The organism is Ignavibacteriales bacterium (genome assembly GCA_016709765.1).
Classification (GTDB): Bacteria; Bacteroidota; Ignavibacteria; order Ignavibacteriales; family Ignavibacteriaceae; genus IGN3.
Map to the genome: position 1 here is coordinate 167,932 of JADJMD010000013.1, position 23,885 is coordinate 191,816.

Below are 23,885 nucleotides of genomic sequence, written 5' to 3' on the forward strand. Positions count from 1 at the left end.
ATAAGGTTTATCATAGTCAACTTTACTCCAATTTATGAAATAAACTTTCCTTTATCGGAAATACTTAAAGTTAAATTAACAAAAATAATATCACGCTTACCTTATTGTTTTTCTGTATAAAAAACCCAACTCTTCGTGAAGTTTTAATCTTTAGATTAAATGAACTCTGATTACTTCAAAAATACTTCTCCGATGTAGTTCCGAAAGAAGCATATAAAAAGTTTATCGAAGGAGAATCATTTTCTTAACTTGAACGAATGCATCACTTTCAACTCTGTAGATGTATGCGCCGCTTGATAAATCACTTGCATCAAAATTAACTCTATAATTTCCTGCTTCGTAAGTCCCTTCTACAAGTGTTTCGACATGTTCACCAAGCATGTTGTAAACATTAATTTTTAGATGTGTTTTCTCTGGAAGAGAGAACTTAATTGTTGTGCTCAAGTTAAATGGATTAGGATAGTTCTGTGATAATTCGTATTTAGTTGGTGTTATCTCTAATTCAACAACTTTTGAGTACTCAAAGCTCCCATCAAAATCAATTTGCTTTAATCGATAAACAAGAGCTGATGACTGAACTAAGCTTATATCATCAATGTAAGAATATTCTTTTTGTTCTGTTGTTGTTCCATGACCTTCAATAAAACCAATATTTTCCCATTCTGAGTTTTCTTGCTTTCTTTGAATTTCATAACCTTGGTTATTTGTTTCAGTAGCCGTAATCCACTCAAGGATTACATTGTCATCATAATATTCAGCATTAAAAGAAATCAACTCGACCGGTACTGAACCAACTCCCCAAATTTCAGCTTCCCATAACCCTGCCCAGGTACTTTGATTGTTATTAATAAAATGAACTCGTACATATCTTGCATCAACCGGTGAAAATTCCTCAACAGTCCATTCCTCATTGGAGACGGATGTTGCTTGGGATACGATGGTAATCCAGTTATTATTATCACTTGAAATAGATATTGAGTAATCATAAACCCTTCCAGCATTCCAATTATAAAAGGATAGTTTGGTTTTACATACTGTCCTAATTGCACCCAGATCAAATGTTAATTCCTCGGGCATCGGTTCTGCCGCCCATCTTGAGTCTGGATCTCCACTAAGTGCACCCAGCCCATCAATTGTCTTTTCTGGTGTATGGTTAGGCTCTATTATTATTCCCTCTACATCTACTATAGGAAACCTCATTAACGTATCGGGTGGTAAGACTATATGTTCATACTGGGTAGTGTTATGTACAGGGTCAACGGAATTGCCGGCAACATCCTCAACATTAACAACTGTAACTACATATAAACCCGGAGAATGGGGAGACGTTTGAAGAGTGACCTTTGAACCAGATACTGATGCGCTAAGGACATTGATGTTATTAGTTATAGAATAATTGTTTTCGTTCTCAGCTGTTGCTTGGTCTAATGATTCTGAGAAATTCACAACCAAAGTTATAGAGTCCGGCAAAGTTGCCCCGGTTACTCTGGGTGGAGTCAAATCTGGTCCGGCATCATATTCATAAGCACCAATAGTAGGAGTATTATCTCTTGGATTTCCATTTATGTCATTCCATTGCAATCTGCCATTTAATACATAAGTTGTATTGAGACGGTTTAGCAACCACTCAATATCTTCGCCTTGATTTATAGCAGGTGAACCAGATTGTAATTCTCCATTAAGTAACCCTTGGTCTGGTTCGTGACCAATGTTGCTTACAAGCAGTGGATTCCCTTTTACTCCTGTTCCTCCATAATTATTTACCCAGTCAGACCATCCTGTTGGTTGGCCAGTGTTTCCATTTCCAGTAACATTACCTCCAAACCCTACGTCACCCTCCCAGCTATGATAGAATAAATTATTTCTTATGCTATCTACACGAAGATTTGAACCGGTACTATTATCGAAATTATCAAGTACCCCGCTTGTGGTAGTGCTGTATTGTGCTATTATATTATTTATTACAGTTGTGGTTGTTGGAGTTGAATATTCTAACCAGATACCTCTTACTCTTGGTCCGTTCGAAACAACTGTATTATTGAGTATCCAGGTTGGGGGCATAGGGTTGTGATCATACCAGCGTGTCATAAGTGTTCCTGCCCAGTTTCCACCTGAATACCAAACACCACCCATATAACAAAAGTTATTATATATTATAACCGGATTAGAGCCTTCTGATCCAAGAATAATTGGTATTCCTCCACCCTCAGGACTATAAACCGAATCATTTATAAGAATGTTATTAGTGATTACAAATCCATTTCCCAAATAAGCCTGAATTGCATCAACGTGTTGAACAGGGTCTTGATTAGGTATTCTTATATAGTTATTATTAATAAAAACTCTGGAAGCTCCTTTTATTTGGATTCCATCTGATTCCCCTCCAATATAATCAGGAGAAACTATTCTGCAATTCTCAATAAAAACACTATCCGCATTTTGATAACCAACTTCGCCTGTTTCAAATTGTATCCCAGCCCCGTTAAAACCATATATCATACAGGAATCAATCTTAATCCCTCTATGGAAATTATCAAAGTTAGCATATACACCTGATTCCACATTTCTTGTCTCAATACCTTTGATAGTGATATAACTCGGATTTGAACCAGAACCATCGCCAAAAGTGATAGCTGATTGGTTGTGATTATTACCATCTATTATTACTCTGCCCGAATGTCCGGAAGGCGATGGAGCATACTTACCAGCAATAATTGTTATCCAATTAACAGAATTTCCACTACAATTAGGTGAAAGTGGTCCATTATATACTAAAGAATCTGTACCGCCAGATATATAAATATAGTCACCTGGCTGAATGGAACTCCAATTTATAACAGAAAATGATTGCCAGGCATTAGTCCAGCTTGTTCCATTATTGGAACCGCTTACATTTTTATTTACATACCAATTTGTTGCATATAATGGATGTGATAATAATAGAAATAAAACTACCGCAAATGATAATCTATTTATTTGATAGCTTTTGAAAAATCCTCGTAATTTCATCGTAACCCTTTCCCATTTTTTAATTACAGATTTAGGTTCAACATATGTGCCATTATGAATCATTATTTTTTTGATACATTCAAAACGAGACAATCGGTAAAATTGTGAATTCTGTAATTTTTACTAGATGAAACATTTTATTACAATAAAAATTATCTCAATTTCAAGAATAAATTTTCTATGGATGGGATTTTTTTTAGTTTCTAAATCGACAAAAAAAATATTGCTTTTACATGACTATTTTCTATCAACTTTTTACTTTACAGAGGTTAGTCGTAATTTACGTGTTATTAAAACCTTTCAATTCAACTTATTGATACTAGAATATTTATCATCCTTTTAACAACACCATTTTTCTGTTCTCGACAAAGTTCAACGACTGGTGTTTATAAAAATATAATCAGCTGGTTAGGTTTTTTGCATTAAAATAAATTTTTTATGAGCCAAATACTTTTCTTCATAGGCAAAAATTTGAAATTACTGCCCGCTTAGTTTATAAACAGCTAAACTAACCCAGTTTAGTTGCGGGACATAGTATTGAATTGTTTTAGTGGGATTAAAAGAATTAGGATAATTTTGTTTTAGAGTTACCTGCACCTGATGATCATATCATTGCATAAGTTGGTAAATCCATCATCAAGCACTGGCATATTGATGAGTGTATCAAATAAATAAAAGTTGCTATTCTTTTATCATCAGCACTTTAAGTTTCAGTTCTAAAATGGAAGACTATTTGTTCGGTCTAAAACATCTTGCAGTAGATAAAATTTCACTTCACTTGGTAAACCAATTTACTCCGAGTACTTTAGGCGGAGTAAAATCTGTCCTACCTTCTTATTCATATTCATAAGCTCCTATTGTGGGAGTTTTATCTCTCGAAATACCATTTATACCTTCATTCGGAAGAACAATCCCCCAAGTTTTATAAAAATAATCCAGATAAGGCTCAATATCTTCTCCATTATTTATGGCTGGGGAATTAGGTCTTAATTCTCCATTCAAAGCACCTTGGTCGGATTCATATCCTACATTTATTAATAATTTGGGATCTGCATTGACGCCGGTTCCTCCATAAATGCTTACCCAATCTAACCAGCCGGAAATACCACCTGTTAGACCATTACCTGTGTATTGCCCCGTAAAACCTATATCTAAACCATCTTTCCAGAATAGATTACTTCTTATACTATCAACAATAATAGCTGAAGGTAAATCCCACACATCAAAATTGCTCATAAATGTTAAATCCCTATAGGCAGGTGGGCAGTACATTGCTATAATATTATTTATACATGTAGCTGTATATTGCTGCCAAATTCCTCTGCATCTCGGACCATTTGCCACTATTGTATTATTAATTATCCACGTTGGCGGCATTGGGTTGTTGTCATACCACCTTGTACAAAGTACAGCACTCATATTCCCTGTTGGCAACCAAACTCCCCCCATATAAATAAAGTTATTATATATAATAACCGGATTAGTACCTTCAGAACCAAGAATCAATGGTATACCGCCACCTTCTGGACTATAAACTGAATCATTAATTAATATATTATTATAAATAACAAATCCATTACAATGATACCCTGAATAACATCATTGTGAGCGAGAGGATCTTGATTAGGTATACGAATGTAATTATTGTGAATAACTGTATGCTGAGCACCCTGCATATATATCCCATCAGTCTGTCCGTTATATATTGGCCAGGATACTATTCTGCAATTCTTTATCGTTACGCTATCAACAGTATATGTATTTTGAATTCCATTAAGCATTATTCCTGCCTGGTCATTATAATTGTATATGTTTAATGAATCGAGAATAATATTGCTTACCCAAACATCTCCTTCAACATATACTCCTTTTATAGCGTGCCTACACTCAAACCCTTTAATAGTAACATATTTTCTATCGTGCACATAAATACCTTGTCCTCTTGTTCCACCACCGTCAATAATCACTCTCCCACTGTGTCCCGATGGGCTTGGTGAATATTTACCTGCTATTATTGTAATTGGATTGGCAGCTATTCCATTTGCACCGACTGATAGTTCTTCATAATAGATAGTTGAATCTTTACCACCTGAAATATATATAGTATCACCAGGTTGTATTTGGTCCCACTCTATATCGGAGAAGCTTTCCCATGCGTTCCTCCATGATGTTCCATTGTTTTGACCCGAAGCATTTTTGTCTACATAATGTTTTGATGTATGAGCTATTGTTGTACATTGATATGTTATTATACAAAGGAATAGAAATAACGCCGATAAGTAAAAATTTTTTGAAATAAGTCTCATATATTCTCCAAGAATTTTATTGCTAGGGATTATTTCAATAAAATCATCTTTCTAACCTGAGTAAATCCATTGCTTTCAATTCTGTATATGTAAGCTCCACTTGGAAGCGAAGAAGCATTAAATGTTACTTTATGCTTGAATACCCGTTTTAACAAGCTATTCTATGCAAATGAACTTATCCTTACTCTTCTTCCGACATTGGGCCCGGAATTGTTCAACTCTGTTTTGTCCCCACTTAAAGCAAAACCTGTGTGTTTGGTTGGGGGGGGGGGGGGGGAGGGTAAAACCCGCAGGGGGAAAAGAAAATAATTCAAAAAAAAAAGAAAATGGAAAATCTAATAAAGTTAAAAATTAAAACCGAAAAAAAAAAAAGGGGGAAAAAGAGGACCCAAAATAATAAAACAAGGGGGGGCCGGTTGTGTATTGAATCCATCAAAGTTAAAATACTATTAAAGGTATTTTTAATTGGTACTTGTGTACCTAGTTAACCTTTTCAAGAATCCAGAATTAGAATTCAAATCAAAACAAAGTGTAACCGAAAAAAAAATTTTTTTTTTTGAGGGGTTTAACCAAATAATTTCATTTATTATTTCCTCAATTTTATTAAAATCTAATTTAGGGTACATTGGTGATCCTGATTACTGATATAATATATAATCTTCACCATCTGTGCCCTCTAAATTATACCCCGGAAAAATAGCCTCCCTTCCCTTGGGGGGTTTGTTAAAATTTTTTTTTTTTCCCCAAAATTTCGCCATCGTTATTTCCATCTGCTGCGATCATTCCGAAAACTCCACCAGGAAGAGCATACATCGAACCTGTACCATAAGCTTGTGATTGTGATGAAGAAAAATTATACCACGCAGAGCACTGCTAATGGAATCGCTGATGCGCTCATTATACTAAGATGATTCCGATGACGTATTACAATATAATAATTTCCATCAGATAAACCAGTGAATTTTACTGGACTTGTCCCATCTGTGTCTACGATTGTCCCATCATTTTTTATAAATGCCGCGCGTGTCGCTACTTTTGTTTTGAAGCGGTTCCGGTCCTTAGTTCAACAAGCACCCAATCAACAATAGTTGAATTTGGAATACTACCTACAACACTCGCAGTGTAATCATAATTTATAGTTGAATAAGCGGTATTAGAATTGAGTGGAATTAAACTACTAGAATTAAGAAATGAAGTCATGGTGCCAGGACCATTATATGGTCCTGTAAGGAATACTTTTAAATTTGCTGTAATAAAAGCTGGTGATGGTACTGAGGTTCTCAAAATTAAACCTCCTTCGCCAACAATAGTTCCGTTATTTGCATCAGTAAAAAAAGTCCCCAATAAAAAGTTAGTTGTACTGATTTCTTCTACTGTCCAGTTTGTACCAGCGTCTGTAGTACTAAGAATTGTACCAAATTCACCAACAACAATTCCGTTATTTGTATCTGTAAAGAAAACGCTATTCAATTCTTTTGTTGTTCCGCTTGTTTGAGGAGTCCAGTTTGTGCCGCCGTTAGTAGTTCTGAGGATAGTTCCGCTATAGCCAACAATAGTACCATTATTTTGATCTGAAAAGAAAACACTCTTCAAAAAATTTGATGTTCCGCTTGTAAGTGTACCCCAATTTAATCCAGCGTCAGTAGTTATTAAGATGGTACCTGCATCGCCAACTGTAAAGCCAGTATCTGCATTTGTGAAAAAGACACTTGATAAATTATTTGTTGTTCCGCTTGATTGGGTGGTCCAATTTGTTCCTCCGTCAGTAGTTCTCAAAATAGTTCCTGTATCACCAACAACTATTGCGGTATCTATGTAAGTAATAAAAACACTATGTAAGAAATTTGTTCCTACTGTGGATATGTCCCAATATGTACCACCGTCTGTAGTTTTGAGGATTGCTCCGGCCTGGCCAACAACTATTCCTTTGTTCTTATTCTTCTTTGAAAAATAAACACCATCTTAAATTGTCTACTGGTGGAGTTTGTACCTCCCAACTTGCTCCGCCATTTGTAGTATGGAGAATTCTTCCTGCATTACCAACCGCGGTACCTGTATCTTTACTGGTAAAGAAAACACTAAAAAGGTTTGCTTGGGCACCAATTTCTTTAGTATTCCAGGTTATACCGCTGTCTGTTGTTTTCATAACTGATCCATAAAGACCGACGGCAATTCCAATATTTGAATTAGCAAAGGTGACACCGGCTAATGTTTTTGATTCGTGCGATGGTTCAATCCAACTTGCACCTCCATCTGTAGTTTGAAAAATAGCGCCAGTCCAACCTACTGCTACACCAGTATCTGAATTAACAAAGTACACATCCTCGAAAACTTCTGTACTAGGTGATACCGGTTGTTGAACCCAGTTTAACCCACCGTTAGTTGTTCGAAGAATAGTTGATTCATATCCAACGGCGGTTCCAGTATCTCTACTTGTGAAGAAGACACTTTTAAGTCCTTGTATTGTTCCACTTGATTGTGGAGTCCAGTTAGATCCGCCGTCAGTAGTTCTCAGGATTGTTCCGGAATTGCCAACTGCAGTACCTGTACTTGAATCCGAAAAGAAAACTCCTGTCAATTCTAGTGATGTTCCACTCGTCTGTGGGATCCAGCTTGTGCCACCATTAGTAGTCCTTAGTATTAATCCGCTCTGACCTACAACAGTACCGTGGATAGAATCAGCTAAACTTAAACTATGAAGATAATTTGACACTCCACTTACTTGTGGAGTCCAGTTTGTTCCGCCGTCAGAAGTTATCAGGATTGTACCTTCTGCTCCGATAACCCATCCTTTATTTACATTAATAAAACAAACATTAGTAAGCTCTACTTTTGTTCCGCTTACTAAAGACTCCCAGGTTACTCCGCTGTCGCTAGTTTTCATAATTGTACCTGCAGTTCCAACAGCCCATCCAACATTTTCAGAAATAAGTTCAACAGAGTTAAATGAATTGGCCGTAGGATAAGGATTTTGCAAATACCATTGTGAGAATGTGTTAAAGGGGGCTAGAATAAATACAAGGTTGATTATTAATAATTTTTTCAAATTAGCTCCATAAAATTGCTTAAGACTGCTAAAAATTTTTTGATAGTAAATTTCAAATTAAAGAGTTAAACAAAATAGTTAATATGATATAAATCAATATTTAAATTTAGAAAGTCAAGTAAAAGTTGCTGATTAACAAGTATAATAAATTTAATCAATATAAAACTAATGGAAAGTAGACTGGTATTGTGTCTTAATTTTGTAATGCTCATTTCCAGTTTACCTCAATTTGTGGATAGATCAATATTGCAATTTACAGTTAATGAATGTTTACAAATGAAGCCGTACCTAAAGTATCTGGATGGATTACCTTAACAACAAAGCCTGTAAATTTCTAATCCGATTTGTGGAGTAGAAGAAATGAAAAATACTTTATGGTAATCTGCTATATAAGTTAATTGAGAAATTGTTATAACAAATTGTGGGCAAATCATTAAACATTAAATTCTTTAATTTATTATGGAACCCAAGACTCATAACCTTGGTTCGTCTGATATAAAATATAATCCTCACCGTATACGCCTCCATCCATATTATAATCTTCTACCTGATAATTCTCTTGACCTTGTGCAGAATAGTAAAGAACAAAATCTTCTCCATAAATTCCACCATCTCCATTACCATCACCTGCATACATTCCAAAAACATTACCTCCAAGGTTAGCCATAGGCTCTGTTCCATAAGCTTGTGTCTGTGCTGTACTAAAATCATAAAGTGAACTGCTTGAAAAACCAAGAGCAACAGGGTTCGCACTCATTATCGGAAGATGGTTTCTATGCCTTACAACTATATAGTAATTACCAGGGACCACAGCTTTAAATTTTACCTGGCTTGTTCCATCAATATCTACAATAGTACCGTTACTTTTTAATAAAGCTGCGCGTTTACTTACAGTGGTACTTGCGGCAGTACCTGTCCTTAGCTCTAAAAGAACCCAATCAACGACATCTGAAGGAAGATTATATATTCGCTCACTGCCTGTGTAGTTCCATATGTCCAAGGTATCATTGAATGGATGATGAACAGGTATCATTCCTGCGGTATTCAAGGATGTTGTCATTGTTCCGCTACCGGAATAACTACCCTGAGAAGGACTTTGACATTTACATATGATTGAGTAATTAGCCTTATATATGACCATCCTACATATCCATCTCCACCGGTGATAGCATCTGCTTTCTGAGTGAAGAGAGAAAACTGTCCGTTGGTAACAGTAACTGTACCTAAAGAAACATCACTATTTTTATTTACTTCCACACTGTCTTTAGAAGGATTGCCTTCATCATTTAATGAATAAAATAATTTGTAAGTCCTTCCGGGATCTTTAGCGATAATTGTTGCTCTAACCTCATACTCGCCATTTGGGACATTACAGTAAAACTTCATTACAGGTAAGCTTTTATTTGAAGTATGACAGTACACAGCAGGTGTGCCTATGTAGCGAGGTTCTGTCCAACTAGTAGTATGCCAGTATTCATTCCAGACAGAAGTATTGAACGATCCATGTCCTTCTTCAAAAGTTGGACGCACCGGATATTGTGATGTATCATCTGCGCATCTAATTACACAACCCGCCGGATAAAGATCATTTACTACTTCCCAAACAGTCTTTACAGGAATTTGCCGGGCAACAATCTCATCAAACGTGGCTTGTAATAGAGCAGGACTTTGTTCCCAACCACCAGGAGTATCGCCAAGCGGATGACCGTAAAATACCACCCACTGATTTTTCGCTACAGCAGAGTCCAATATATTTCTAACCTGTTGTATAGTCACATCGTTTGTTAAACTAAACCGTTTTAAAAGTATATGTCATATGGGTGAGACATCCCTTCTTCGTTTTGATTATAGTTACCTGTGCCTGCAGAATAATAAGGGTGGTACTTTCTAACAATATTAACGTAGTTATGACTCCAATCATTGCGAGGTGATTGAAATCCAGCATTCAGAAATCCACGAGAATCCAGCCAGTCTTTCATATCGCTAACCTCAGCTTCTGTAATCGGATCAGCATGAGTATATGTATGATTGCCTATCTCCCAGCCGGCTTTATGCATAATCTTTAAACGATCCAAGGCATGGTAGTCAGCACCCTGCATCCACCAGGTAACTGCATTTATCCAACCAACTGCCGGAAATCCGTACTCCTGATATAAAGGAAACCCGAGATCCCACCAGGAAGGATATCCGTCATCGTAGGCAAAGGAAACTACCGAACCAGACTGCGCGTTTGAATAACTGGAACCGAACAGTAACATCATTACTAATAAAATCATTTTTTGTCTCATTCATTCTCCTTGTGATAGCATTATATCATATACTTAAGTTAAATTGTTGGATATGAAGTAGCTTTAGAAATCGTCTTATAATTGAACAATTATCCGAAATTTCCTTAAGCAAATGCAGTCGTACTAGTTATGTACAAATTACAATATAAATAAAAATGTAATTAAATTATCTTTTATTCAAAGCCCTTAAAAAATATATTCAATTACTATACTAAATAGAAAAAAATCCTAACCTTTATAATATTTAATCAAGCATTTATTTTATCAACACCATTTTTCTTACCTGAACAAAATTGCTGCTTTCAATTCTGTATATGTAAGCTCCACTTGGAAGCGAAGAAGCATTAAATGTTACTTTATGATAACCAGCTTCGTATTTACCCTCTGCAAGTATTTGTACAAGTTCACCCAGCATATTGTAAATATTAATTTTTAACTGCGTCTCCTTTGGAAGGGAGAACCTGATTGTTGTGCTCGGGTTAAATGGATTAGGATAATTCTGTGAAAGCTCATACTCAGTTGGTACTATTTCTATTTCAACAGCATCTGAATACTCAAACTGACCATCTGAATCAACCTGTTTTAACCGATACTGAAGCTTGCTGCCGCCTGCAAATAGATCTTTATCAACATAGCTGTACTGCTTTGGTGAGTTTGAGTTGCCGTTTCCTTCTACAAAACCTATTTTATTCCATTCTCCATCTTTTATTCTTCTTTCGACATTGAACCCGTAATTGTTCACTTCTGTTTTTGTCCCCCACTTTAAGTCAACCTTGTTTTGATTGACTGCAGCTGTAAAGGATGAAAGTTCAACCGGTAATGGAACATTACCTAATTCAACAGGAATTGATAATTCAGCACCTGTAATTATGTTATAATTTAAGTCCGAAGCTAAAAATTGAGGACTAAAAGATGACCAACTAATAGAACCATTGGCAGTGCCGGTTGTGTATTGAATCGATATAGTTAAAATTCTTTTGTAAAAGTACTATTAATTGTACTTCTAGTTCCTGAGTTGAAAGTATAAATGTATCTTATTCTTCCAGCAAATGATGTTGTATTATAATCTTGTGATGTGGTATAAGCTGAAGGAGGAAATAATTGATTAGAGAAAGATACAGAAGGGTTTTGCGCTCTAAATATTGCATCCAACTGAATCGCATCCTGAAAGACACTTATTTCAATATTGCCAGAATTAGAAATAGCCTCCACATCAAAAACTAAAGTTGATAATCCAGGAGAAGGAAAATCATGTGTATTACTTACGAAGACTAATCGGGTATCTACTTGTGCAAAAATTACTTGTCCACATAAAATTAATAAGATTATTTTAATTTTTTTCATTTATTATTTCCTCAATTTTATTAAAATCTAATTTAGGGTACATTTGACTCTGATCCTTGATTCAACTGATATAATATATAATCTTCACCATAAGCTCCGCCATCTAAATTATAATCCTCGGATATATAGCCTTCGTTACCTTGTGAAGTTTGATAAATTATATAATCTTCACCATAAATTCCGCCATCGTTATTTCCATCTGCTGCGATCATTCCGAAAACTCCACCAGGAAGAGCATACATCGAACCTGTACCATAAGCTTGTGATTGTGATGAAGAAAAATTATACCACGCAGAACTGATACTTAATGGAATCGCTGATGCGCTCATTATACTAAGATGATTCCGATGACGTATTACAATATAATAATTTCCATCAGATAAACCAGTGAATTTTACTGGACTTGTCCCATCTGTGTCTACGATTGTCCCATCATTTTTTATAAATGCCGCGCGTGTCGCTACTTTTGTATTTGAAGCGGTTCCGGTCCTTAGTTCAACAAGTACCCAATCAACAATAGTTGAATTTGGAATACTACCTACAACACTCGCAGTGTAATCATAATTTATAGTTGAATAAGCGGTATTAGAATTGAGTGGAATTAAACTACTAGAATTAAGAAATGAAGTCATGGTGCCAGGACCATTATATGGTCCTGTAAGATATACTTTTAAATTTGCTGTAATAAAAGCGGGAGCTGTAGTTCTTAATATAGTTCCACCTTGTCCGACAATCGTCCCATTATTTGCATCAGTAAACGTTACGCCCCAGAAATTATTTATTGTCCCACTGTTTTCTGCTGTCCAGCTTGTACCGCTGTTTGTTGTTCTAAGTATTGTACCTAACCAGCCCACAGTAATTTTATTATTTGCATTAAACGAAAATATAGACTTTAAATTCTGAGTAGTTCCACTCGATAAGGAACTCCAGGTAGTACCAGCATCAGTAGTTTTTAAGATTGTACCAGCATCCCCAACAACCATTCCGTTATTAATATCATCAAAAGAAATGTTTCTTAAATCACTTTCCGTTCCGCTTGTCTGGGAAGTCCAGGTAGTTCCATAGTTCGTGCTTCTGAGGATTGTGCCGGAATCGCCGACAACCGTCCAGGTATTTGCATTAAGAAATTTTACTGCCCATAAATTCTTTGTTGTTCCACTTGTCAGGGCAGTCCAGGTTGTTCCTGCATTAGTAGTTTTAAGAATTGTCCCTGCATCACCTACAACCATCCCTGTATCCGTATCCAAAAATGTTACTGCCCATAAATTATTTGTGGTGCCGCTCGTCTGGGAAGTCCAGTTTGCTCCGGCATCAGTGGTTCTTATTATAGCTCCATTAGTTCCGACAGCCGTACCATTGTTTACATCTGTAAAAGAAAGCCCCCATAAATCTTCATCTGAAATTATATCTACGTTCCAATCTGTTCCAGCGTTAGTCGTATGGAGGAATCGTCCAACAAGACCGACCACATAACCTGTATTAGCATTGGGATAAGTTACTCCCTTAAGAACCACTTGAGAGCCTATATATTGAGGTAACCAGTTTGAGCCGGCATCTGTGGTTTTGGTTATCGTTCCCCATATTCCAACAGCATAACCGGTATTTGAATCAATTAAATGAACACCGCTAAAAGATTTGGTGCCATTCTCTTGAAGAGTCCAATTTGTGCCTCCATTAGTGGTTCTTATTGTTACACCGCCCCATCCAACAGCGGTACCAGTATTTGCATCAATAAAGTGAACAGCTTCCAAAGTTTGGCCGGGAGATATACCAACGACTGATTGACGATTCCAGTTTGTCCCGCCGTTCGTTGTTCTAAGGATTATAGTGTCTTGCCCCACTATAGTGCTTGTGTTTGCATCTGTAAAAGAAATACTTTTAAGCGATTTAGTAGTAGAACTTGTTTGAAACAACCAGTTTGTTCCGCCGTCCGTGGTCTTTAATATTGTTCCTGTATCACCTACAGCAATCCCTGTATTTGCATCAATAAATGATACAGCCCACAGAATATTTGCTGTACCACTTGTTTGTGTAGACCAGGTAATACCACCATTTATGGTTCTTAGGATTCTACCAGACTGGCCAACTGCAGTACCGTTATTCAAATCGGTAAAGGAAACACCTAACAGATAGTTTGATACACCGCTCGTCTGCGGAACCCAGGTAGCACCGCCATCCGTTGTGTTGAGAATTGTGCCATTCCAGCCAACAATCCAACCATTGCTTGCATCAACAAAAGAAACTGAAACTAATTCTTCTGTCGTTCCGCTTGTTTGTTCAGTCCAGATTAATCCACCATCAGTCGTGTAAAGAATGGTGCCATAATCACCGACAGCCCATCCAACAGTTGAAGACATAAATCTTACACAATTGAGTGTATTTCCTTGTGGCAATGGATTTTGCCAATACCATTGCGGGAAAGCGTTAGGCGAAGCAAGAATAAATATAATATTAATTAGTAATAATTTTTTCAATTTAGCTCCATTAAAATACCTGTAATAACAACAGAAATTAATTGCAACTCCAAAATTTAATAGTTCAACAAAATTGCTTAATAATATAAATCAAATCAATATTGAAATTATTACAATGAGTGACCAATAATTATACCAATAAAATATGTCAATTAATGTAAAAATGCGAACTATCTCATTATTTTTTTGAGAAACGGCTTTACTTCGTGACATTGTTAAATCTCGTTAAATGGGCTGGGTTAAACTTTAAAAAAGTACTCGACTTATCCCCGTCCTTTGCTTAAATATGTGTTTTATTAAGACACAAATCCTCTTTAAATTGCTTTTTACTAATTACCGCAGTGCAATTTGGCCTATTTCATAAGCTACATTTTCTTTTTAACTACAAATCTGTCTGCTTATTTGTCATATTTATCTAAAACCATTGATTAAAATCACATTAGAAAAAAACTCCTACCATTTTATTTGATAGGAGTTTTCCAGAAAATATGGCCTTATTTCACAAGTAACATCTTCTTGACCGAAACAAAATTGTCAGTCCTTAACTCATAGATATATATTCCTGTTGCTACATTTTGTGCATTCCATCGATAGCTATACTTTCCGGCTTCTAATGCTGTATTGACCAACTCTGATACCTTTTCTCCCAATGCATTGTAAATAGATAACCGCACGTTATTGACATTCTCTGGTAATAAAAACTCAATTACTGTATTTGGATTAAATGGATTTGGATAGTTCTGATGCAAAGCATATTCTGTTGGAACTACTTTAACCTCTACCACAGCTGAGTATTCATATTTACCATCATTGTCCATTTGCTTTAATCTATATTGGAAATTGGTTGCTTCAATTAGCTTGTTATCTGTAAATGAATATTGTTTTTGTGAACTACTGTTACCATTGCCTTCTACAAATCCAATCTTCTTCCAGGTTTCATTAGTCTTTCTTTCAACATCAAATCCATAATTATTTGTTTCTGTTTTAGTTTCCCACTTAAGCATTATTTGATCTGTTTTAGCTGTTGCTGTAAATGAGGATAGTTCTACTGGTAAAGGATCATCAGTAGAGCCAATTGCAAATTCAGAAAATGAATTAAATAAAACGATACTCTCAAAATTCTCTCCAGAAACAAATCCGCCAATATTTTCCCAAGCATCACCCGGGTTAGTTCTTTTAAGCCATACGAGTTTAGATGCATCTGTAACACCGCGTAGTGTTGAAATAGGAACTATTATTTTACCATTATTAAAGTTTATCGCAGGAGAAGATACTTGCCAATAATACTCACTTACAAAATCAATTCCTGCTGGTGGGGTTCCAAAGACTGGAGACTCATAAGGATAAAAGTTAACGGAAATATTATCAGCTGTGGTCACATTCATAGATATATCGATATTGGTTTCAAGAAAATCAATAATTCGCTGACCTAAATTTGCGTATTGGATTATGTTGCAAAAATGCCAAATTATAAAATTATTAGCACTTTCATCATAGACACTGGAATTTGACGCGTCTTCAATTTTAACTTTACAATTAAAATTAAGAAACCAATTTAAAGTTGGAACCGTCCAGCTATAATTGCCACTGCTTGCGTCTACATTTGTTGCTATTGTATTCCAGTCACCGCCACCATTTGTTGAATAATATAAGTTGACATTAGAGATATTTTCACTTGTCCAGGTTATATTCCTTTGCCAACCTGATTTCCAAACCTCTCCACCATTTGGTGAAGTCAATGACAATATTGGCTCGACTGAATAATTAAACATTGTACCACTTGCTCCACCAACCCAGCCCGTGTATTCGTCGACGAAGAATGCACTATTTCCAATACCTAAACCAACATTAAGTGCGTTCCAACTATCACCAAAATTAGTTGTCTTATATACTGTTCCTTCAGAAGTATAACCCCAGATTGTTGTTGAATTTATAAAGTTGATAGATCGAAGTAAAGGACCACTTTTGGCACTCCAGGTTTCACCACCATCGGTTGAAACTAATATGTCCCCTCCTCCGACACACATTCCAACATTTTGATCAAAAAATTTAATATTGGAACCTGTCAAACTCGATTTACTATTCCAGGTTTCTCCACCATCTGTAGATTTTAATATACCGCCTGGACCAGCAGACCAACCATTATAAAAATCCGAAAAGTAGATACTTGAACTATTGACCGAACTTTTCTTCTCCAGAGTAACACCACCATCAGTTGACTTATAAATTCCATATTGAGAACTGCTACTATAATCACTCGTTACCCAGCCTGTATCTTGATTAATAAAAAATACTGAAGAAAAATCACCACCAGGATATATCGAAACCCAATTCTCCCCTCCATCTGTCGTTCGGAAAATTCCCGCTCCCGTTTCTTGAGGAATTGAATGGGATTTAGCAAGCCATCCTAACGATTCATTTATAAAATAAAAACAACGTGAATAGCTGTCGATACTTTGGGCATCCAACTGAGTTTTCCATTGTTTTCCACCGTTGGTTGTTTTTAATATCACTCCCTTATAAGGATTTCCCCAACGAGTTCCTCCAGCCCAACCAATATTTTTATCTACAAAATAAACAGATTGGACGTTATCATTCGTCCCGCTTAACAATCGCGACCAATAAGTATCACTCTCTGCTTTCAAGTAAATCAGCCCGCTTGAACCAACTGCTAATCCAGTTCCATTTTGTGTTACAAAAACAGATAATAATGAATGTTCCACCCAACTTCTTTGGTACTTCCAGGTTATTCCACCATCAGTAGTTGAATAAATATAATTGTCCATTCCAGTCCATCTTACATACCAGCCGTTATCTGTATCACTGAAACAAATAGAAGTAATTCCAGCAGTATATGGATAAACACTAAGCTGTTCTTTAACATCTATCTCATTTAGTTTTGATGGAAATTGTGATAAAGATGAATTCCAAGTATCTCCTCCATCTGTTGTCTTGTATAAAAAACCACTATAATCACCCCCACCAATAAACCCTGTACTTGCATCAATAAATTCAACAGCAAGACATTTGCCACTCGTTCGAGGAAATCCACTTGACTTATCAATCCAAGTGGCTCCACCATCTGTTGTTTTAATCACTGAATGTGTTTCATTCACTTCTCCAGCAGCGTAGCCAATATAAGCATCAATAAAATCCATTGAGTATAAATCATTAGTCGTTCCAGAAGATAGGTTTGTCCAGGATGAACCACCATTAGTGGTCTTTATTATTGTGCCTCCAAATCCTACAGCATAACCAATATTAGTATCATAAAAATAAATATCTGATAGATGTTCCGTCGTACCACTTAGCTGCACCTCCCAATTAGCTCCTCCATCAATAGTATTAAGTATTAGTCCTCCTTCTCCACATATCCAGCCATTGTTTTGATCAACGAACGTTACTGATTTTAGAATAGAAGTTGTTCCGCTATTTTGTAAAATCCATTCATCACCAGCATTAGTAGTCTTTTTTATAAAACCACCTGATCCAACAATCCAACCTGTATTATTGTCTACAAAAAAAGTAGACCAAAGGTCATTGACATCCGGGACAGGATTTTGGTTTACCCATTGGGGGTATGTGTTAAAGGATGAAAGAATAAATACAAACGTATATAGATATAACTTTTTCATTTTGCCCTCACAAAAGTTAAGCACAACTTAAAAATAATAAATAGTAAAATCAAAAATCGAAAGTCAATTAGTATTAATCAACTATTAGCAATTGATTTTGAGTTAAATAAAAGGGTTAGTCAATCATCATACCATTATAATATGCAACTAAATCAAGTAATATGGATATTATTATCGTCTTCTTAAACAAACAGTATCATTATGAGAGAATAAAATATTTTTTAAAAGGGTGACCGTCTTCTTAGGTCACTTCATCAAAACCATTTTCTTTGTTTCAGTAAATTCTCCCGCTACAATTCTATAAATGTATATTCCGCTCGGTAAACTTTGTGTATTTAACTCTATTTCATATACACCAGGTTTCTTTTCCTCCTCAAGTAAAGTTAATAATTCGGCTCCAAGTATGTCGAAGATTTTAATAACTACTTTACTCTCCTTCGCAATTTCGTATCTAATTTTTGTATTTGGGTTAAATGGATTTGGATAGTTCTGTCTAAGAACAAATATTCCTGGCGGGATTAAGATCAACCTTTATAATATTTGAATAAGAATGGCTTCCATTTAAATCTAACTGTTTAAGTCTATAATAATTTTCGTTACTAGTTAAAGCTTCATCTCTGTAACTATATGTTTTGGCGTCGGTGGTAGTTCCAAAACCAGGAACAAATGCTATCTTATCAAATGTCACTCTGTCATTACTTCTCTCAACCTGAAAACCAAAATTATTCGTTTCAGTTGATGTTCTCCAATTTAAAATCACATCGCCATTATCTACATCAGCAGAGAATGATGTAAGCTCAACTGGAATAATTGAAAGATTATAAACTGATATTTCGGAAGAATCTATAGTAACCGCAAAACCAGAATCGTGCATACAGTTTATCCAATTATTTAAGCATACATTATACTCACCACCAACATTATCTGGATTGGTTTTTTCCGGATAGTATGCTATGGGTGTTAGCATATATTTAGAAGCATACCAGGAGGCTGCAAAAGGGTCGGTAGAACCCAATAGCATATTAAGTTGTACGGCATCACTACCATAATTACGTTCTGGATTGGCCCAGGCTGCATCAATTATTGTTAGTTCTGGAAATGTAACTTGCATTACTTTTGCAGGTAGTGCATATTCACTGAACATATAGTCAAAGTGCATAGGACCATCACCTCCATATCGTTCGTCCTGATATGCAACAGTAAGAACTCCTATCCAATTCTTTATTGCTAATGTTGCACCAGTCCAACCGTGGGCTTTTAAGACAGGAAAATCAACTATGCATAAACGATCGTGATTATATGTTTGAGTAGTCGCATTCCAGATTCCATTTTTTAATGATATATAATGATTGCCGGATGGTGATTGGAACTTTGGATAAGTAATTTTAGAGGCCGGGTCATAAGGATATCCATCATTATAATCACCATCAGAATATTCTGTTACTACATTATTCATTATGTTTTTCCACTCGAATAAATAAACAGGATATCCCTTAGAATGAAAAGTATTTATAACATCAAGAATACATTGATTTGGATCTTCTGAATTATTATCGTCTTCTCCGGTCGATGCCCATTGTGTATTATCACCTACGAGAATTTCACCGGTGAATCCATCAGGATGATTTAGTATTTGCCATATTACTCCTTTAATCCTATCCGTGCTTGTAGTGTTTCTAAAATCCCACTGAAAACTTCCTTTTATTATCACAATATCATCTGAGCCAACAATACCAAAAGGTCTGGAAGATGTTCTGTGTAAATAAGTACCTTGCGTCTCCATCAACCGAAACAGACTGTCAATTGCAGGATCAACCAGATACTCATCCGGTACGGTAGTGTCACCGGCAGCTAAAGAACCAGCCGTTGGTGGAATTTCGTCCATTACAAAAACCTTTGATACTGGATTATTTACTTCCCAGGTAGGTAGTGATTGAGGTAGAATGTTAACAGTTAAGAGTAATTCAGCAATTATGATTACTGAGATTGATAACTTGTTATATTTTTTCTTAGAGCTATTTTCACTCAAGGGCTTCATTTTAACACCCTTCGCTTTTATTTATTAGTAAAACTTAACCTTCCTATTTAGAAAACATATTACGATAGTGAATACAAGAAAGCAAAATAACGGTACTTATGTTTGTAGGCATTTTAAAGAAAATTTTATCTAATTTCAATTTTTAGAGATTATCCTGGGTTTTGATGATCTTTTAATCAGAATGCCTAGAACCTCTATCCATTCTAGATAAAGCAACAAAAAATATGGTATTTGATATAGTTTAATCATTATTAAATAGGAGAATCGTCAATACCAGTTAATTTCAAACTTAACTGCCAAAGTTTCAAAGCAGCCTCTCTGTTGTAGGAAGCAGGTGAAGAATTGATTTCTTTTTTTTCAAAAAAGTACTTTCCTGTAATGCTGCTTACATCATGTGATGAGGATAAATATACAATCGTTTCAGCAGCTTTTTGTGGCGAAATTAATTTTAGCTGCAGTACGTAAGAAAGGTAATGCTTCATCCAGGCAAATAGCCCATTATTTCTACTGAAATTTGTTGCCACACCACCAGGATCTACTGCATTTACAGTAAAGTTACTATTTTTTAATCTACTGCTTAATTCATAAGTAAAATACAAATTTGCTAATTTTGAACGGCCATAGGCCAGTCTTCTATCATAACTTACTGGAGAGACTATATCATCAAGATCTTCAGTTGCTCTTGAATGTGCAGGTGATGAAACATTTATTATTCTTCCCTGTGTAGATTTCCTTAGCATTTCAATTAAAGAAAGCGTTAATAGAAAGTGCCCAAGATGATTAGTTGCGAACGTTAATTCTATTCCTTCATCGTTTTTAAAAGACCTGTCAAATCTTGCACCTGCATTATTTATTAGAACATCAATATGATTAAAATCTGATTTTATTCTTTCAACAGTGCTTCTCACTTCTTTCATAGAGAGATATCAACTCTGTAGAATTTAACTTGAGCATTATTATTTTTTTTCCTAATCTGCTCACAAATCTTCTCTCCCATTTTTTCATTTCTTGAAATAATGATTAATGAAGCACCAAGGTCAGCCAGTTTTAATGCTGCGGCTTTACCTATTCCGGAAGTGGCTCCGGTTATTAAACAGATCTTATTTCTCATAAACTTTCACAAAGTTAATTTCAAAGTATTCTTTTTAACTTTCAAATAAAATTAATAAAACTCAACTTAACATATTTTAATTGGAGATATACTGCAAATATCTATTGAATAGAATTCTACATCTGGAAATCATAAATATTTTATTCTTTTTAGCAGAGTATTTACAAATTGTTGCCGCTTCTAATTTTAAACAGAGAAGCAGAACAAATATGTTGTACTATCATGCCGAGGCAAAAAATTATGCTGTAATTGGTACCGGAAATAAGAATGAACACGAACAGGGATTTTTTGTTAAGTATGGTGATGGCGGTGCAGATGTAAAACCAATCGCACATTTATTCAAGACACAGGTATATCAGTTAGCAGAGTTTCTTGGTGTTCCAGAGGAAATTAGAAAACGTACACCAACAACTGATACTTACAGTGCAGAGCAGACTCAGGAAGAGTTCTTTTACAAAATGCCATTTGAAGTAATGGATAGAATTTGGGATGGTTGGGAAAAGGGTGTTTCATCAGATGTCATTGCTAAGGTTATAAATATTCCTCAATCTCAGGTTAATGTAACGATAAACGATATAAGACAAAAAATACAAACAACAGAATATTTATGACAAGAACCATTTTCTTTAGGATAAACTCGTTTACATATGCTAGGCGCAACCTTTAAAGTTTGTTACATAACTTCAAATTGCCCCGATCTTTAGATCAGGGCTTTTATTTCAAGAATATATTTGGTGCTTTAGTCCAAACCAAAACTAGTTAGGCTAAAGTCAAGAAACTTCATTTAAAACTTAAACCCCGACTTAAAAGTCGGGGCAATTGCTCATCAAACATTAGTCGCGCAACAGACTCTTCAGATTGTGCTAGAATTTATGTAGGTATAAAGCCTACGCTACATGTTTATAATTCAAACATTTCATTTATCGTTTTATAATCATACTTCCCAGTACTATTTGTAGGAATTTGATTTGTTGATTTGACCACCAGGGATTTGAAACTAAGTTTGTACATCTTCATAACTTCTTCTTTAACTTTAACTTCCGTAAGATGATCATCAGAATGAACTAATATTTTAAGTAGTTCATCTTTTCCTGTACATGCAACAGAAATTTTAAAATGATTTTCTATCATCTTTTGCACTTCATCAAGATTAATTCTTAATCCAAATATTTTTATAAATCTTTTCATTCTTCCGGTAACATAAAAAAATCCATCTTCATCCTTATAACCCAAATCGCCGGTTGAAAGAAATCCATTAAGTTCATCACCTTTAGATAGGTCGTCTAAAGTTTCAGCATAGCCCAGCATTACATTATCACCTTTATAAACAAGCTCACCAACTTCATTTGGATTATTTATTTCAACTCCATCATTCATTATTTTCAGTTCACCTTTGGGAATTGAAATGCCGATTGAACCAATTTTATCACTTAATTTTTCAGGTGGAACATAAGTTATTCTGGCTGTTGCTTCAGTCTGACCATACATCACATAAAATTTTATTCTATTCTCCAGCGCGTATTCATTGAAATGTTTAATAAATTCTTCGCTAAGTTTTCCGCCTGCTTGCGTAAAATATTTTAGGGTTGGAAGTTCAATTTTATCAAAACCAATTCTTTTTAACATTGTATAAGTATAAGGCACACCGGCAAAAGATGTACACTTATATTCATTAAATAGATTCCAAAAATCCCTAAATAAGACCGTCTTATCAGTTAAAATGATTGTTGCTCCTTTTAGCAAATGACTGTTTACAACTGACAATCCATAGGAATAATTAATTGGAAGAGTTGTGATTGGTCTTTCATTTTCATCAATATGTAAATACGCTGCAATCGATTTAGCATTGGATTGAATATTTTTATAAGAGAGTCTAACAAGCTTTGGTGAACCTGTAGTGCCTGAAGTAGATAATAGCACCGCTAGTTCTGGAAAAATAGTAATAGGATTGCTTTCATTTCTTTTAATAAAATTAAGGGATCCATATTTAAATGAAGATAAATAATTTATAGGGATGTTTTCATTTGAAGAAATAATAATATCAGGTTTATAATTTTCAATCAGTCCGGATCTTATTTCATCATTCAACTTTTCATCAAGTAAAAGTACAGCATTTCCAGACTTGAGTGCTGCGATATAAGAAATTATAGATTCAGAATTATTTGTGGTAAAAAGAAAAATCAGGCCTTTATCTTTTAACTTGAACTTTTCTAATAGTGTATCAGATTCAGTTTCAAGTTCTAAGTATGTAATTGATTTATTCTTTTCAGTATCAATAAGAGCAATATTCTCTGAAAAAGACTTTAGGTAGAACCAGAAATTATTTGATACGTACATTTTAGATATTCCTAAATTTTAATGAGTATATTAAGTAGTACAGCATCCAGAGTCCTGTTCCAACAATTCTTAAAAATTCTTCTTTAAGATCTGAATCTGGTAACAAAATTATTTTCCCATCGGTGAGAAGGTCAAGAATAACCGCACTGGATATGAAACAAATTGATAAGATCAATAAAACAAAATTAGTTCTAATTATTTCAAACTTGAACTGATAAAAATGAAATAAGAAAGGAATCAAAACGAGAGAGTAAGTTAAGGAATTTGGTATTCCAAATTCGGATCTCAATAGATGGT

The 23,885-nt window shown here is 35.1% G+C and carries 18 protein-coding genes and 1 pseudogene; 1 reads left to right on the plus strand and 18 read right to left on the minus strand.

The features are described from left to right. Positions 1–222: 222 nt before the first annotated feature. The 17 genes from IPJ23_10500 to IPJ23_10580 form a co-directional block, all read right to left on the minus strand. On the minus strand, positions 223–3,009 hold the full coding sequence (locus tag IPJ23_10500) for a discoidin domain-containing protein (protein MBK7631107.1): 2,787 nt from the start codon (positions 3,007–3,009) through the stop codon (positions 223–225). 834 nt (positions 3,010–3,843) lie between these two features. Next, positions 3,844–4,515, minus strand: coding sequence for a hypothetical protein (locus IPJ23_10505; GenBank protein MBK7631108.1), 672 nt, complete (start codon positions 4,513–4,515; stop codon positions 3,844–3,846). 41 nt (positions 4,516–4,556) lie between these two features. After that, positions 4,557–5,315 carry a hypothetical protein gene (locus tag IPJ23_10510; GenBank protein ID MBK7631109.1) on the minus strand — a complete coding sequence of 253 codons (759 nt, stop codon included), beginning with the start codon at positions 5,313–5,315 and terminating at the stop codon, positions 4,557–4,559. Positions 5,316–5,344: 29 nt separating this feature from the next. Beyond that, positions 5,345–5,470: a T9SS type A sorting domain-containing protein gene (locus IPJ23_10515; GenBank protein MBK7631110.1), complete on the minus strand. Its 126-nt coding sequence runs from the start codon at positions 5,468–5,470 to the stop codon at positions 5,345–5,347. Positions 5,471–6,344: 874 nt separating this feature from the next. Beyond that, positions 6,345–7,091 carry a hypothetical protein gene (locus IPJ23_10520; GenBank protein ID MBK7631111.1) on the minus strand — a complete coding sequence of 249 codons (747 nt, stop codon included), beginning with the start codon at positions 7,089–7,091 and terminating at the stop codon, positions 6,345–6,347. A gap of 157 nt (positions 7,092–7,248) precedes the next feature. Next, entirely contained in the window at positions 7,249–8,361 is a 1,113-nt protein-coding gene (locus tag IPJ23_10525) for a hypothetical protein (GenBank protein MBK7631112.1), read from the minus strand. A 457-nt stretch (positions 8,362–8,818) separates the two neighbouring features. After that, on the minus strand, positions 8,819–9,421 hold the full coding sequence (locus IPJ23_10530; protein MBK7631113.1) for a hypothetical protein: 603 nt from the start codon (positions 9,419–9,421) through the stop codon (positions 8,819–8,821). Continuing rightward, positions 9,418–10,110: a hypothetical protein gene (locus IPJ23_10535; protein MBK7631114.1), complete on the minus strand. Its 693-nt coding sequence runs from the start codon at positions 10,108–10,110 to the stop codon at positions 9,418–9,420. The genes IPJ23_10530 and IPJ23_10535 overlap by 4 nt, the downstream gene beginning before the upstream one ends. 50 nt (positions 10,111–10,160) lie before the next feature. After that, positions 10,161–10,649 carry a polysaccharide deacetylase family protein gene (locus tag IPJ23_10540; GenBank protein ID MBK7631115.1) on the minus strand — a complete coding sequence of 163 codons (489 nt, stop codon included), beginning with the start codon at positions 10,647–10,649 and terminating at the stop codon, positions 10,161–10,163. Between the two features lie 256 nt (positions 10,650–10,905). Next, a complete protein-coding gene (locus IPJ23_10545) occupies positions 10,906–11,391 on the minus strand; it encodes a T9SS type A sorting domain-containing protein (protein MBK7631116.1) in 486 nt (161 codons plus the stop codon). A gap of 224 nt (positions 11,392–11,615) precedes the next feature. Further along, positions 11,616–11,993, minus strand: a complete 378-nt coding sequence (locus IPJ23_10550) for a hypothetical protein (protein MBK7631117.1) — start codon at positions 11,991–11,993, stop codon at positions 11,616–11,618. Positions 11,994–12,025: 32 nt separating this feature from the next. Then, positions 12,026–14,467, minus strand: a complete 2,442-nt coding sequence (locus IPJ23_10555) for a hypothetical protein (protein MBK7631118.1) — start codon at positions 14,465–14,467, stop codon at positions 12,026–12,028. A 494-nt stretch (positions 14,468–14,961) separates the two neighbouring features. After that, positions 14,962–18,102 (minus strand): T9SS type A sorting domain-containing protein, encoded by a 3,141-nt coding sequence (locus tag IPJ23_10560; GenBank protein ID MBK7631119.1) that lies wholly within the window; start codon positions 18,100–18,102, stop codon positions 14,962–14,964. A gap of 246 nt (positions 18,103–18,348) precedes the next feature. Then, positions 18,349–18,630 carry a T9SS type A sorting domain-containing protein gene (locus IPJ23_10565; protein MBK7631120.1) on the minus strand — a complete coding sequence of 94 codons (282 nt, stop codon included), beginning with the start codon at positions 18,628–18,630 and terminating at the stop codon, positions 18,349–18,351. Further along, positions 18,596–20,140: a DUF362 domain-containing protein gene (locus IPJ23_10570; protein MBK7631121.1), complete on the minus strand. Its 1,545-nt coding sequence runs from the start codon at positions 20,138–20,140 to the stop codon at positions 18,596–18,598. Before IPJ23_10570 ends, IPJ23_10565 begins: the two co-directional genes overlap by 35 nt. A 251-nt stretch (positions 20,141–20,391) precedes the next feature. Next, entirely contained in the window at positions 20,392–21,057 is a 666-nt protein-coding gene (locus IPJ23_10575) for an SDR family NAD(P)-dependent oxidoreductase (GenBank protein ID MBK7631122.1), read from the minus strand. Beyond that, complete coding sequence (locus tag IPJ23_10580) at positions 21,054–21,251, minus strand: SDR family NAD(P)-dependent oxidoreductase (protein ID MBK7631123.1); 198 nt, start codon at positions 21,249–21,251, stop codon at positions 21,054–21,056. Before IPJ23_10580 ends, IPJ23_10575 begins: the two co-directional genes overlap by 4 nt. A 155-nt stretch (positions 21,252–21,406) precedes the next feature. Between IPJ23_10580 and nadE the strand changes: the two are divergent. Further along, positions 21,407–21,862, plus strand: a pseudogene (gene nadE, locus IPJ23_10585) (NAD(+) synthase). A gap of 289 nt (positions 21,863–22,151) precedes the next feature. Here nadE and IPJ23_10590 read toward each other — a convergent pair. Continuing rightward, on the minus strand, positions 22,152–23,588 hold the full coding sequence (locus IPJ23_10590) for an AMP-binding protein (GenBank protein MBK7631124.1): 1,437 nt from the start codon (positions 23,586–23,588) through the stop codon (positions 22,152–22,154). Between the last annotated feature and the right edge of the window lie 297 nt (positions 23,589–23,885).